This is a genomic window from Paenibacillus sedimenti, assembly GCF_014534655.1.
Taxonomy (GTDB): domain Bacteria; phylum Bacillota; class Bacilli; order Paenibacillales; family NBRC-103111; genus Paenibacillus_E; species Paenibacillus_E sedimenti.
Map to the genome: position 1 here is coordinate 254,403 of NZ_JACVVD010000003.1, position 14,005 is coordinate 268,407.

12 protein-coding genes are annotated in these 14,005 nt (G+C 48.8%); 2 read left to right on the forward strand and 10 right to left on the reverse strand.

Translation table 11 applies throughout. The features are described 5' to 3' along the window. Positions 1–83 precede the first annotated feature (83 nt). A complete protein-coding gene (gene metH, locus ICC18_RS09825; protein WP_188174222.1) occupies positions 84–3,521 on the reverse strand; it encodes a methionine synthase in 3,438 nt (1,145 codons plus the stop codon). A 218-nt stretch (positions 3,522–3,739) separates the two neighbouring features. On the opposite strand from metH, the gene mtnD reads away from it, so the two are divergent. After that, positions 3,740–4,279 carry an acireductone dioxygenase gene (gene mtnD, locus ICC18_RS09830; protein WP_188174223.1) on the forward strand — a complete coding sequence of 180 codons (540 nt, stop codon included), beginning with the start codon at positions 3,740–3,742 and terminating at the stop codon, positions 4,277–4,279. Between the two features lie 76 nt (positions 4,280–4,355). On the opposite strand, the gene ICC18_RS09835 is transcribed toward mtnD, so the two are convergent. The 3 genes from ICC18_RS09835 to ICC18_RS09845 form a co-directional block, all read right to left on the reverse strand. Beyond that, positions 4,356–5,147, reverse strand: coding sequence for an HAD family hydrolase (locus ICC18_RS09835; RefSeq protein ID WP_188174740.1), 792 nt, complete (start codon positions 5,145–5,147; stop codon positions 4,356–4,358). A gap of 40 nt (positions 5,148–5,187) precedes the next feature. Next, positions 5,188–5,373 (reverse strand): DUF896 domain-containing protein, encoded by a 186-nt coding sequence (locus ICC18_RS09840; protein ID WP_188174224.1) that lies wholly within the window; start codon positions 5,371–5,373, stop codon positions 5,188–5,190. A gap of 145 nt (positions 5,374–5,518) precedes the next feature. After that, positions 5,519–5,911, reverse strand: coding sequence for a LysM peptidoglycan-binding domain-containing protein (locus ICC18_RS09845; protein WP_188174225.1), 393 nt, complete (start codon positions 5,909–5,911; stop codon positions 5,519–5,521). A gap of 147 nt (positions 5,912–6,058) precedes the next feature. Here ICC18_RS09845 and lexA point away from each other — a divergent pair, with 147 nt between their 5' ends. Next, entirely contained in the window at positions 6,059–6,676 is a 618-nt protein-coding gene (gene lexA / locus ICC18_RS09850; RefSeq protein WP_188174226.1) for a transcriptional repressor LexA, read from the forward strand. 74 nt (positions 6,677–6,750) lie between these two features. On the opposite strand, the gene ICC18_RS09855 is transcribed toward lexA, so the two are convergent. The 6 genes from ICC18_RS09855 to ICC18_RS09880 form a co-directional block, all read right to left on the reverse strand. Next, positions 6,751–7,989, reverse strand: coding sequence for an aminopeptidase (locus ICC18_RS09855; RefSeq protein ID WP_188174227.1), 1,239 nt, complete (start codon positions 7,987–7,989; stop codon positions 6,751–6,753). A 92-nt stretch (positions 7,990–8,081) separates the two neighbouring features. Further along, entirely contained in the window at positions 8,082–9,422 is a 1,341-nt protein-coding gene (glnA, locus tag ICC18_RS09860) for a type I glutamate--ammonia ligase (RefSeq protein ID WP_312029508.1), read from the reverse strand. A 28-nt stretch (positions 9,423–9,450) separates the two neighbouring features. Then, complete coding sequence (locus ICC18_RS09865) at positions 9,451–9,864, reverse strand: MerR family transcriptional regulator (RefSeq protein ID WP_188174229.1); 414 nt, start codon at positions 9,862–9,864, stop codon at positions 9,451–9,453. Between the two features lie 95 nt (positions 9,865–9,959). Continuing rightward, entirely contained in the window at positions 9,960–11,210 is a 1,251-nt protein-coding gene (locus ICC18_RS09870) for a methionine gamma-lyase family protein (RefSeq protein WP_188174230.1), read from the reverse strand. A gap of 2 nt (positions 11,211–11,212) precedes the next feature. Then, positions 11,213–12,541, reverse strand: coding sequence for a GTPase HflX (gene hflX / locus ICC18_RS09875; protein ID WP_188174231.1), 1,329 nt, complete (start codon positions 12,539–12,541; stop codon positions 11,213–11,215). A gap of 426 nt (positions 12,542–12,967) precedes the next feature. After that, the gene (locus tag ICC18_RS09880) at positions 12,968–13,903 is read right to left on the reverse strand and encodes an AAA family ATPase (RefSeq protein WP_188174232.1); all 936 of its coding nucleotides are present in this window, start codon (positions 13,901–13,903) and stop codon (positions 12,968–12,970) included. Between the last annotated feature and the right edge of the window lie 102 nt (positions 13,904–14,005).

Consider the following 14,005-nt stretch of genomic DNA (forward strand, 5'->3'; position numbering starts at 1 on the left):
ATGCGCATGCCGAACCGTGAAGTTCGAACATGCCGCCTCGCTTTTTCTAATCTGTAATACTATAAAGCACACTGACTGCAAATCTAACCGACATTGAAATATCGAGCTTCCGGGTGCGCAAACACGATGGCGGATACGGAAGCCTCAGGCTCCATCATGAACGATTCCGTCAGCTCTACACCAATATCTTCCGGTTTCAGCAGGGCGAACAGTTTCGCCTGATCATCGAGACTCGGGCAAGCCGGATATCCGAAGGAGAATCGTTGTCCGGTATATTTCGCACCAAAGCGCTCCTGCATCGTCATCTCAGCACGATCAGGAATGCCCCACACATCGCGCATGATGTGATGGATTCGCTCCGCAAACCCCTCAGCCACTTCAAGCGCAGTAGCCTGCAGTGCGTGGGACTTCAGATAGTCTCCTTTGTCGCGCCACTCTTTGGCAAGCTCGTTGATGCCATGACCTGCTGTTACTAGCAGGAAACCCACATAATCCATTTGCCCGCTTTCCACCGATTTCAGATAGTCAGCTAAACAAAGGAACGGTTCTTTATCCTGTCGCGGGAAGGTGAAAGTTTCCAGCACTTTGCTGTGATCCTGCGGATCGTATACAATCACATCATCGCCATTCGACTGAGCCGGGAAAAAGCGGTACATCCCATGAGCCTTAATGATATGATCTTTCTGCGCTGAATAAAGTATGGAATCCACAGTATCTTTCAACTGCATCGCTTTTGCGTCTTTATCGCCAAGAAGCTGCTCCACTTTGCCTTTCAAGCCAAGATGATGACCCAGCAGCATCTGCATGTTCACATAAGGCATCAGATGGCTGATTGGATAATCCCGCAGCACATGACGTTCCAAATCCTGCGGTAACTGCACAGGAACGTCCTTGGAAACCTCAGAAGATTTGACGCGCGTCAGCTTCGGCATCTGCTCTTCCTTCTTGCCGGCGTCCATCACATCGGACTCCTTGCTCTCTCTTAGCTCCTGAATCAGCCGCTTGCGCTGTTCAGGATCGCTCAGACGGTTGGCGATATCCAGGCCGTCCATCGCATCCTTCGCATACAGCACGACACCTTCATATTCCGGCTGAATCCGCGTCTTCGTGAATTTGCGGGTTAGTGCGGCGCCTCCGACGAGAATCGGCACGTCTACGCCCGCATTGCGCAAATCCTGCGCGGTGACAACCATCTGCTGCGCTGATTTAACGAGCAGACCCGATAACCCGATCGCATCGGGCTTCTCTTTGCGATACGCCTCAATGAGCTGCTCCGGCGGCACTTTAATGCCGAGGTTGACGATATGATAGCCATTGTTAGAGAGAATGATCTCCACCAGATTTTTACCGATGTCATGTACATCGCCCTTAACCGTTGCCAGGATGATCTTCCCTTTGACGGCAGACTCCGACTTCTCCATGAATGGCTCCAAATAAGAAACCGACGCCTTCATGACCTCGGCGCTTTGCAGCACTTCCGCCACGATCAGCTCGTTGTTATTAAAGAGCCGGCCGACCTCTTCCATTCCCTTCATCAGCGGTCCGTTAATGACCTCAAGCGGCGAATATTTCTGCAAGGAAATTTCCAAGTCGGGAATTAGCCCTTCCTTCGTGCCCTCTACGACATAAGAACCCAGTCTTTCTTCCAACGTAAGGTTCGAAATTTTCTCTTTCTTCTCTACCTTCTTCTCGCGGAAATGGGCGACGAACTGCGCCAACGTCTCATCGTTGGTATTATAAATCAATTCTTCGGCAAGCTTGCGTTCTTCCTCCGGAATGGAAGCATAGCGCTCCAGTTTCTCGGTATTCACGATTGCATAGTCAAGCCCGGCTTTCGTACAGTGGTACAAATAGACGGAGTTCAGAACTTCACGACCCGCGTCCGGCAGCCCGAAGGAAATATTACTTAACCCGAGAATTGTTTTTGCAGCAGGATATTTTTCTTTAATCATGCGAATGCCTTCAATCGTCTCTACTGCAGAACCGATATACTGCGGATCGCCGGAGCCAACCGGGAACATATTCGGGTCAAAAATAATATCTTCCGGATTCATCCCGTACTTCTGCGTTAAAAGCTCGTAAGAACGCGTAGCCACTTCCATCTTCGCTTCGCGAGAGACCGCTTGACCACGCTCATCGATGAGGATACAAACGACTGCCGCCCCATACTTGTGAATAAGCGGAAGAATACCTTGAAACTTCGTCTCTCCATCCTCTAAGTTAATGGAGTTAATAAGGGCTTTACCTTGAGAATATTTCAATCCAAGCTCAATGATATGATCGTAAGTAGAATCAATCATGAGTGGAACTTTGACTTTTTTCACGACTTGCTTAAGAAACTCCTCCATCGCATAAGCTTCATCAATATCCGTATCCTGAAGGTTAATATCAATGACGTGCGCGCCGTTTTTCACCTGATTACGGGCAATTTCGGAGCCTTCTTCAAATTTGCCTTCCTTAATGAGGCGTTTGAATTTTCGCGAACCGGAAATGTTCGTCCGTTCCCCAACCATGATCGGGCGATTCTCCGGCTCAATATATACGGTTTCAATACCGGATACTGCAGGCGGATGTGTTCCATACTCCGTTCTTGGCTTATATCTCCCAAGCGTCTCTGCCATGGCGCGAATATGGTCAGGCGTCGTACCGCAGCAACCGCCTGCGATGTTTAGCCACCCCTGCTCGGCAAATCCTGCCATTTTCCTGGCGAGTGAGTCCGGCGATTCGTGGTAATGCCCGTTCTCATCCGGCAAGCCGGCATTCGGGTAACAACTGATCGCTGTCGTTGCAATGTCAGAAAGCGTACGGATATGGTCACGCATGAACTCAGGACCAGTCGCACAGTTAAGACCAATCGAGATAGGTTGTAAATGTTCCAAGGAAATATAAAAGGATTCAATATTTTGTCCGGCCAACGTAGTGCCCATCGGCTCGATCGTTCCCGAAATCATAATCGGCAGCTTCACGCCAAGTGTCTCATACGCTCTGCGAATACCGATGCTGCCGGCTTTCACGTTCAATGTATCCTGTGACGTCTCAAGCAACAGCGCATCCACACCTGCTTCAATCAGTGCTAATGCTTGCTCGTAATAGCTGTCCTCGAGCTGCTCGAAGGTGACGCCTCCCGTAACAGACAACGTTTTGGTCGTTGGGCCCATGGCACCAATGACATAACGAGGCCATTCCGGCGTCGAATATTTATTTGCCGCTTCGATAGCAAGCTTGGCCGCAGTCATATTCAGCTCACGGTGGCGATCCTGCAAATCGTACTCCGCTAATACTACGCTCGTTGATCCGAACGTATTCGTTTCTATCATATCGGCGCCAGCCGCGAAGTAAGCCTCATGAATCTTCTGAATGACATCCGGTCTTGTAACGCAAAGAATCTCATTACACCCGTCGAGCTCATCCCCTCCGAAATCAGCCGCGGTTAGATTCTCCTGTTGAATCATCGTTCCCATAGCGCCGTCGAGGATCATAATTTTTTTCTTTAGCTGCTCTTGAATTGGCGGTTTACTCATAGCCTGACTCCCTTTCAACTTGGCGTGAAACATTAACTTATAAAAAGAATCGACAATTTTTGTTATGCTTTAGTGTAACAGAATACCGCTTTTAAGAAAAGATTTTGAATTATCAATATTTCCTATGGGTTATCTCGGATTAACTTATCCGACTCATCGACAGACTGCTCCCTTTCCTCTATAATACAATTATATTTGTATAGAAAGAGGGATGTAACATGGCTCAAATACGAATCCGCAACACGAATGAGCGCATTGAAGGACAAGAACAGGTCAAAGCCTTCTTGGATAGTCAACAAGTGGTATACGAACATTGGGACATTGCAAAGCTCCCAGATTCTCTACGCGAGAAATTCACTCTGAGTGATCAAGAAAAAGCTCAAATCTTGAGCACCTACGACGCAGAAATTCGCGATCTTGCTGCTAGACGCGGCTATGAGATCTGGGATGTCATTTCCCTATCTGATGCGACACCTAACATTGAAGAACTGCTGAAGAAATTCGAGCAGGTGCACACGCATACCGAAGATGAAATCCGCGCGATTGTAGCGGGTAAAGGGATCTTCATCATTAAATCCGAAGAGCTCGGATATTTTGACGTTGAACTTGAGCCGGGAGATGTGATCTCCGTTCCTGAAAACACAAACCATTTCTTCACATTGATGGACAATCGTCAAATCGTAGCGGTTCGCCTCTTTATCGAAAAAGACGGTTGGATCGCTTATAATGTTGATGATCCTGAGTTTGTCAAGGCCTAATTCTAAATGATAAACATGAAAGCCCAACGGTACAGGGAATACTCCCATGAACCGTTGGGCTTTTTACTGCGAAGAATTAGAGAGTCGCAATAATCGGTAGAATCTCTTGTAGTCTGGAAACCTCATAAGCAGGTGTAATTTCGTCGCCTTGAGGCAGACCGTGATGATTAATCCAGATGTTACGCATGCCGACGCGACTGGAACCAAGAATATCCGTTGTCAGCTTATCTCCAATCATAATGCCTTCGTGAGCTTCAATACCGAGGAGCCCCATCGCGTGATGGAAAATCGACGTTGCCGGTTTCCCTTCACCGAATTCACCTGAAATAACAATGTGATCAAAATAAGTCTGAATCTCGGGTACGCCTGCAAGCTTTTCCTTTTGCAGATCAGGGGAGCCGTTCGTTAAAAGCAGGAGTGTAAAATTGCTTTTCAGACTATCCAGCACTCGGAATGTCTCCTCGTAGACGAGTGGACGTCGACGGCGTTCAGCAGGAAAAAGTTCGCCCAGTTTGTAGCCAAGTTCGCGATCTTCGATGCCTAATGCTTGCAGTCCCCGAGTCCAAGATGCTGTACGATATTCAGGGGCGAGCTTCTCCAGCTTGCGGAAATTCTCATTCTCGCCTTGGGTGAAATTCGCCCAAAGTCCTTCGAATGGATTGATTCCAATCATTTTCGTGAACGGATACGTTTCATAGGATTCGTATAAAGCGCGAGCTTCTTGGCGGACAGCCGCTTCCAATGCTTCCGGATGCACATTCACATGCTTGGCAGCTTCGGAGCAAGTAGCCTCGAAAGCTTCCTTAACGCTGCGATCGTCCCACAAGAGCGTATCGTCCAAATCAAACAGTACGGCTTTCAATGTCATCATTCATTTCCCCCTTGAATGTTGTTTCTATATATATAACCTATTTCTCTTCGTCTGTGAACTTGATGGAATCAAGTTGAACTTTGAGAGAACTTCGAAACGCCTGAATGTACTTCTTTCTCAACTCGTTGCGTTCCTCAATCTCCTCGTCCGTTAAGCCAACGCCTTTCGCTTTACGGGCAAGCTCATTGATCCGCTCGATATTCTGATCCATGTTGTCGCTCATGATTGTCCCCCCTGGCAAATTTCAGTATGACTACTACTTTGCCATCCGGATAAAGGATTGTCAAGGAGGCAAACGAAGAGACCCGGGAGCAATCCCGGGTCTCTAATAAATAAGTTCAACTATATAACGGAACGATCAGCCTACATTAAGGCAACAGCAGAACTTGGCCCTCTTGAAGAGAACTCGAGCTAAGATGATTAAGGGCGTATAATCGATCGATATAAGAACGAATGTTCTCGCCTTTGTCCAAATGGGAGGAAGCGATCTTCCAAAGCGTATCTCCACGTTGAACAACAACCTTCTCATGTGGAATGACCTTCACAGAAGTACCTGTCTTCACAGCAGCTGAAGACTCCCCATCACCCGCGTAAGCTTGAACGATCGCACCAAAGGAGAAAACAGTGCCGAGAATTACAACTAACAAAATAAGGCTAAACAGCTTCTTTGCAAGCTTAGCACTTGCTTTAATCTGTTTGGATACGTGATGTGATCTGTGAAGTGGTTGAGTTGTGTTCGTATGTGAATATGCAATGTACATGAATAATCATCCCCCAAACATTTGTTCTGTTATTAGATTAACACGAACACATGTTTGAGTCAATACATTTCTCGAACTTATGTTTGTACGAACTCCGGTTCTGTGTTATACTTTGGGTAATGATTCCCATAATTGGAGTGATAACTATTGAGTAAAATTTCGCAGCGACAACAGGCTATATTGGAATTCATTAAGAATGAAGTGAAAGATAAAGGCTACCCGCCTTCAGTCAGAGAAATCGGAGAAGCGGTTGGACTGGCTTCCAGTTCTACGGTTCACGGACATTTGGAGCGCTTGGAGAAGAAAGGTTTAATTCGTCGCGATCCTACGAAGCCCCGTGCGATTGAAATCTTGGGTCTCGATGGAAGCGAAAGCAATTTTGCTCACTCGGTTGCAAGAGTTCCTTTGGTCGGTAAAGTAACTGCAGGGGTACCGATTACGGCAACGGAGAATATCGAGGACTATTTCCCTCTTCCATCCCATATCGTTGGCGATAACAATGTATTTATGCTTAGCATCATGGGCGATAGTATGATTGAAGCAGGCATCCATAATGGCGATTATGTCATCGTGAAACAACAGCAAACAGCTAATAATGGAGACATTGTCGTAGCGATGACCGAAGATGATGAAGCTACCGTGAAACGTTTTTACAAAGAACGCGACCATATTCGTCTGCAACCGGAGAATTCCGCCATGCAGCCGATACTACTCAAGCACGTTACCATTCTTGGACGCGTTATTGGTTTGTTCCGCGATATGTAAACAACAAGTGCATAAGTGCAACAAAAGACCGTAAGCCTGTGGCCTACGGTCTTTTGTTCGTTTATTGTTCGCCTCTAAAATTGAAGAGCCCAGTTTCCTTTGCGGAATACGGCTTCAACAGTCCCGTCGCTAAGCACGCCATCAATATCAAGATCCGCCGAACCCATCATAAAATCAACGTGGATCAGCGAGGTGTTTCCTCCGCGTTCACTCAATTCTTCTTTGGACAGCTTCGCCCCGTTCGTAAGATTAATCGGGTAGCAGCTGCCTAGAGCAAGATGGCAGGATGCATTTTCATCAATCCCAGTGTTATAAAAAATACGATTCAAGTTAGAGATTGGAGAGTCAAAGGGCACAAGTGCGACCTCGCCTAAATATCGGCTTCCTTCATCCATGTTCATCAGACTGTCCAAATGTTCATATCCGACCTCTGCCGCATAGTCGACGATCTGTCCGTCCTCAAATCGGAAAGAGAATTTATCCACGATCGCCCCGTTTACGTTCAACGGCTTCGTGCTCGTAACCGTCCCGTTCACGCCGGTTCGCTTCGGCATCGTAAACACTTCCTCTGTCGGCATATTCGCTACGAAGCGAACGCCCGTTTCGTTGCCTTTATCACCGCCCAGCCAAATATGGCCTTCCGGGAGCTCAACGCGAAGATCTGTTCCGGGTGCTCTGTACTGGAGAGCGGCATATTTCTTCTCATTGAGCACCTGACGCATCCGTTGAAGCTGTTTGATATGCTCGCGCCAGGCAGCGACAGGGTTCTCCTTATAAACCCGATTCATATGGAAAATTGCATCCCACATGGCTTCTACACGCTGCTCTTCGGGAAGATCCGCAAAGACCTTGGACGCCCAAGCTTGTGTCGGAGCCTTAATCAGGCACCAGCTGAACTTACTTGTTCGAACATATTGCTGATAAGTTGCGCGCGCCGTAGAAGCTGCTTTGGAAGCTCTTGCGACTAACTCTGCATCAATGCCTTTATAAAGATCCGGATCAGGCACTTTAATGTGCAATAAAGCCCCCCCGTTCTGGGCGAACCGCTCCAGCATGCTCGCATACCATTCCGGATAGTAGTCAATCGCTTCATCGCTTGCATTCATAAAACGACTTCTGGTAATGAAGTCGTCCTGCCAATGCACTTGCACAAAATTAGCTCCCGCTTCATAAGCTTTCTTCACGATAAGGCGCGTTAAGTCCAGGGACTCCATCGGGGATTCGATCAACAAGTCCTGGCCTTTTTGAAGATTAACGCCAATCTGAATGACTAGTTCCGCGTATTTTTCCAAATTGACATAAAAATTGTCCATGAGTTCAATCTCCTCGCATGAAAAAGCCCATCAGCGCAGGAGGCATGCTCCTGAACAGCTAACGGGCTTCTTTTAGTATTGGTACTTTCCAATTAATAAAGCGATAGATACTGGTCTCTTTCCCATTGGTGAACTTGCGTACGGTACATGTCATACTCGATCTCTTTGAGTTCGTAGAAATGTGCCAGTGCATGCTCGCCCAAAGCGTCACAGATCACATCATTGCGGATCAGTTCGTCGAGCGCTTGTTTCAGGTTCAAAGGCAAGCTAGGAATCCCCTGCTCTTCTCTTTCTTCTTCGCTCATCACGTAGATGTTGCGGTCTGTTGGCGGAGGAAGCTGCATTTTGTTCTTAATGCCGTCGAGACCTGCTGCAAGCATGACGGCAAGCGCCAAATAAGGATTCGCTGCCGGATCCGGATTGCGCACCTCAATGCGTGTGCTGAGCCCTCGGGAAGCCGGGATACGAATCATCGGACTGCGGTTGCTCGCTGACCACGCTACGTAACATGGCGCCTCGTAACCAGGCACTAGACGTTTATACGAGTTGACAGTAGGATTCGTAATAGCCGCAAAAGAGCGAGCATGACGAAGGACACCTGCCATATAATGTCTGGCTGCTTGACTTAAACCTAACTTATCGTTTTCGTCATAAAATGCGTTCACGTCGCCTTTGAACAGCGATTGGTGGCAGTGCATACCGGAACCGTTCACGCCGAACAGCGGCTTAGGCATAAATGTTGCATGAAGACCATGCTGTCTGGCAACCGTTTTGACGACCAGCTTAAACGTTTGGATCTGGTCAGCCGCTTTCAGGGCGTCTGCGTATTTGAAGTCAATTTCGTGTTGGCCTGGCGCAACTTCGTGGTGAGAAGCCTCGATTTCGAAGCCCATCTCTTCCAGTGTCAAGACGATGTCACGGCGGCAGTTTTCACCCAGATCCATAGGCGCCAAGTCAAAATAACCGCCTTGATCATTGAGTTCTGTAGTCGGATTGCCCTTATCATCGGTTTTGAACAAGAAAAACTCCGGCTCCGGACCTACATTCATGGCTGTGTAGCCCATTTCCCCGGCTTGCTTCAGCGCATTTTTCAAAATGCCGCGCGGATCTCCAGGGAAAGGTCTGCCGTCCGGCAGATAGATATCGCAAATCAAACGAGCCACTTTGCCCTCTGTTACCCAAGGGAAGATAACCCAAGTGCTTAAATCAGGGTACAAATACATATCGGATTCTTCGATACGGACGTAGCCTTCGATCGAGGAGCCGTCGAACATCATCTTGTTGTCAAGCGCTTTCTCCAATTGGCTGAAAGGGATTTCAACGTTTTTGACGCTTCCCATTAAATCCGTGAATTGCAAGCGGATGAAACGAACATTTTCTTCTTTGGCAATGCGCAGAATGTCTTCTTTGCTATAGTTATTATTGTAACCCACGAACATTCTCCTCTCTAATTATAAACGCTTACTTGCGAAAGAATCGCGATAACTCGCCTTGGATCAAGGAAACCTGGCCAGGACGCTTACCGCCGCCGATCAATTGCTGCTTGAGCATCTTGTGCAGCTGTGAATCGGAAAGCTCCTTGCGTTTAACCTCAGTATGCTCATTAATGATGGTAGCATCTTCCGAGTCCTTGTCAACCGGTAAGAGCACCTGCTTAATGCCTGCGATATTCACGCCTTTTTCAATCAAATCTTTGATTTCGAGCAGTCTCTCCACGTCATTGAACGAGTATAGTCTCTGATTACCTGACGTTCTTGCCGGTATAATGAGTTCGTGTTGTTCATAATAGCGAATTTGTCTCGCTGTTAAATCCGTCAGCTTCATGACAATACCGATCGGGAATAACGCCATATTTCTACGTATTTCATCACTCATGCTAATCACTCCTGGTCAGTAAGTACATCATCCTTATTGTACCTTCGTAACAAAAACGTGTCAAGGAGTGTTAGGTTTGTTCACAGTTCGTTTTTTCATATTAATCCCTTGTCCACCATATGTTGGATGGCTGTCAGTACCCCTAACTTGCAGTGGGAGTAGGTTAATCCGCCCTGCATGTAAGCGATGTAGGGCTCACGGATCGGCGCGTCGGCGGACAGCTCGAGACTGCCGCCTTGGATGAACGTGCCGGCCGCCATAATGACCGGGTGCTCGTAACCGGGCATATCCCAAGGCTCCGGCACGACATGTGAGTCCACTGCGGCAGCCTTCTGGATGCCCTGTACGAACGTGATCAGGTGCTCCGCGGACGTGAAGCGGATCGCCTGGATCAGATCCGTCCGCGAGTCTTGCCAGCGCGGATGGCTCTCGAAGCCAAGGTCTTCGAACACGCTAGCCGCGAAGACCGAGCCCTTGACCGCTTGCCCCACCAGGTGCGGGGCAAGGAACAGCCCTTGATACATGCTGCGCGTCGCGCCGAGCATGGCTCCGACCTCGCCCCCGATGCCGGGGGCGGTCAACCGGTAGGCGGCGAGCTCCACGAGGTCGCGCCGCCCGGCAATATAGCCCCCGGACGGGGCGATGCCGCCGCCGGGGTTTTTGATGAGCGAGCCTGCCATCAAATCGACGCCGACCTGCGTCGGCTCCTCCGGCTCGGTGAACTCCCCGTAGCAGTTATCGACGAAGACGATAACTGACGGGTTCACTTCCTTGACAAATCGGACCATCTCGCCGATTTGTCCGATCGTAAACGACGGCCGCCACGAGTAGCCGCGCGAGCGCTGAATGCCGATCACCTTCGTGTTCGGCTGAATCGCCGCCGCGATGGCTTGCCAGTCCGGCACGCCGTCCTCTGTCAGGGCAACCTCGCTGTAAGCGATGCCCCAATCCTGCAGCGAGCCGGTGCCGTCGCCGGGCTTGCCGATGACTTTATGCAGGGTATCATAAGGCTTACCCGTTATGTAAAGAAGATGTTCGCCTGGGCGCAACACGCCGAACAGCGCAGTGCCGATCGTATGCGTCCCCGAGACGAAGTGGGGACGCACAAGCGCCGCCTCAGCCCCCATCGCATCCGCATAAACGAGATCGAGCACCTCTCTGCCGCGGTCATTGTAACCATAGCCAGTGGAAGAGGCGAAATGGTAATCGCTCACCTTGTGCTTCTGGAAAGCGCCGATCACTTTCCATTGGTTGATGTCAATTGTCTTTTCGATCTGTCGAAAAGCGCTTTCTGCTTTGCGTTCGGCGCTTTCCATCAGCGCCATCACTTTTTCCCCGAATTGCATAATCAGTAAATCTCTCCCCTGCCGTCCAGTCCTTCTTGCTGAGCTCGCTGCTGATCGTAAGCGGCAAGCAAATATCCCATTTTCTCATAATCATCCTTATTTACGCGGACCTGAAACAACATATCTTCGCCGTCCACTTCATTCGTAAGCACATCGCCTATCCGGTAGACGAGAGATATCATATCGCCTTTCTCAGCCGGAATGCGGAACAGCTTATTCTCTCCCATCAGCTTCTCTTGAACAGCAATCCGCAGTCGCTCTAAATCCTCTTGCGTGTAGGCGCTGATTTTCAGGAAATCACCTTCGGTTGAAAGCATTTCTTTCTCCTGCTGCGTGCAAAGATCAATTTTGTTAAAGACCGTAAGCTGCTCCTTCTGATGAGCGCCAAGCTCCTCCAGCACCTCAGCCACGACCCGCATCTGTTCGTTCCGCATATCTGTCGAACTATCGACGACATGCAGAATCAGATCGGCTTCATTGGCTTCCTCCAACGTAGCACGGAAAGAAGCGACCAGATCATGCGGCAGGTTCTGAATGAAACCTACGGTGTCCGTCAGAACGATTTCCTTGCCGCTTGGCAGCTCCATCGTCCGGGAAGTCGGATCCAGCGTAGCGAATAGCTGGTTCTCCACGTAAACGTCAGCTTGCGTCAGCTGCTTGAGCAGCGTTGACTTTCCTGCGTTCGTATAGCCCACGAGCGCGACTTGAAAAACACCCGTTTTCTTACGGCGTTCACGGTGCAGGTTGCGATGACGCACGACTTCCTCCAATTGCGCTTTCAGCTCGTCAATTCGGCCGCGAATGTGCCTGCGATCGGTTTCCAGCTTTGATTCACCTGGCCCCCTCGTACCGATACCGCCTCCAAGACGCGACAAGTTTTTGCCTTGTCCTGAAAGACGTGGCAGCAAATAGCTAAGCTGGGCCAGCTCTACCTGAATAATCCCTTCACGCGTCTTTGCGCGCTGCGCGAAGATATCCAAGATTAACTGCGTACGATCTATAATTTTGACATCGAGTGCCGTCTCCAGATTGCGTACCTGCGCACCAGAAAGTTCTTGGTCGAAGATCGCGGTGTTGGCACCCAGCTCTTCGATTCTCGCCTTCAGTTCCTCTACCTTTCCTTTACCGATAAACCAACGGGTATCAGCGGTTTCCTTGTTCTGCGTCATGGTTTCAAGTACAAGCACGCCGGCCGTTTCGGCTAATTTGACCAGTTCCTGAAGGGAATACGCTGCCAGCTCTTCATTCTTTTTCTGCTTTTGAGTAACCAGGCTGACGAGCACAGCCCTATCTTGAATTTCACTGTCTACGATATGTGAAGTTTGTTTCATATGATTTCTCCTTAGCGTTTTTCGCCAAATAAGTCGGCATCGTGAGCATAGCTTGGTGGCGCCATCCAGAATTGGACATAACCCACCATCATTGTGGAGGAAAAGGAAGGGAAAGTCAATTTGACCGGCTGGACCGTTCGTGAGGCATTAAAGAACTTCAACATTGGAAAATGTACAACAGAATCGTTCTCCACAAGTGTATGGATGACCTCTCATTGGATTTTATCCAGCAGAATTGCCCTGAATTCTAGTTGCGGATCTGTTTTGTAGTGATTTCATTGTACAAAATCCAATCCTCGCCTGTAAAACTTCACGACTCGCGCCAAAACACCGTACGATTTCCAATGGAATAAGCCTTGTACCCTGCATCGATCCTAAACAGCACAAAAAAACTGTCCAACACCTAAGTCGAACAGCCTGCTTCAATTATTTAATTTTCAGGTCTTCAGGACGTATGGACATCAATTCTGCCTTGGACGGTGGGTTGATATACTGGCTAAGAAGGCGGACAGCCTGGTGCCGCATCGATTTTTCCAAAATATTGCGAACATACCTTGCGTTGCTGAACGCTCTCCATGTCATGGCCTTCTCCTCTGTCAAATGCTGCCTTAACTTTACGATCGTTTGCGGGAGCAGCACATATTCACGTTCCTTCGCCATGAGCTCCGTAATTTGGATGAGCTGATCAATGTGATAATCTTCGAAATCGACCTGTATCGGAAAACGGGATGGCAGACCGGGATTCGTGGCCAGGAATTGCTCCATTTCCTCACTGTAACCGGCCAATATTAAAATAAAGTCGTTCTTTTTATCCTCCATCCCTTTCACCAGCGCGTCGATCGATTCCTTGCCGAAGTCCTTGTCGCCGCCTCGCGCCAAGCTGTAAGCTTCATCAATAAATAATATGCCGCCCATTGCTTTTTTCATGAGTTCACGCGTTTTGAGAGCAGTATGTCCAATATACTCTCCGACGAGATCCGCGCGTTCCACTTCAATAAAGTGCCCTTTGCTCAGCACGCCCATCGCATGAAACATGCGCCCCATAAGCCGTGCCACTGTCGTTTTCCCCGTACCCGGACTTCCTTTGAAAATCATATGATAGACGTGAGAGTTACTTACCAGACCAGCCTCTGCGCGAAATTGAGAAATTTGCAGCAACGCATAGATTTCATGAACCAATTCTTTCACATTATCGAGACCTATCATTTGATTCAGCTCTTTGAAAATTTCAGACAGCGGGCCTTCTTGCGGCGTTCGCTTTCCGATCAGCTGTGGCTCGGCTTCAGCCATTTGCGAGGCGTGAGGCTCCGGTTGCCGCAATACGATGTTGATTTGTCTCGATGGCAGGCTTCGACCACTCATGAGGATCACCTCGTTTAATTGTTGGTGGACACATCGTTCATAGAAGTACCCATTAATCCATCTTACGCGTATAGGCAACTCTTTATGATTTCTTAGCAGACG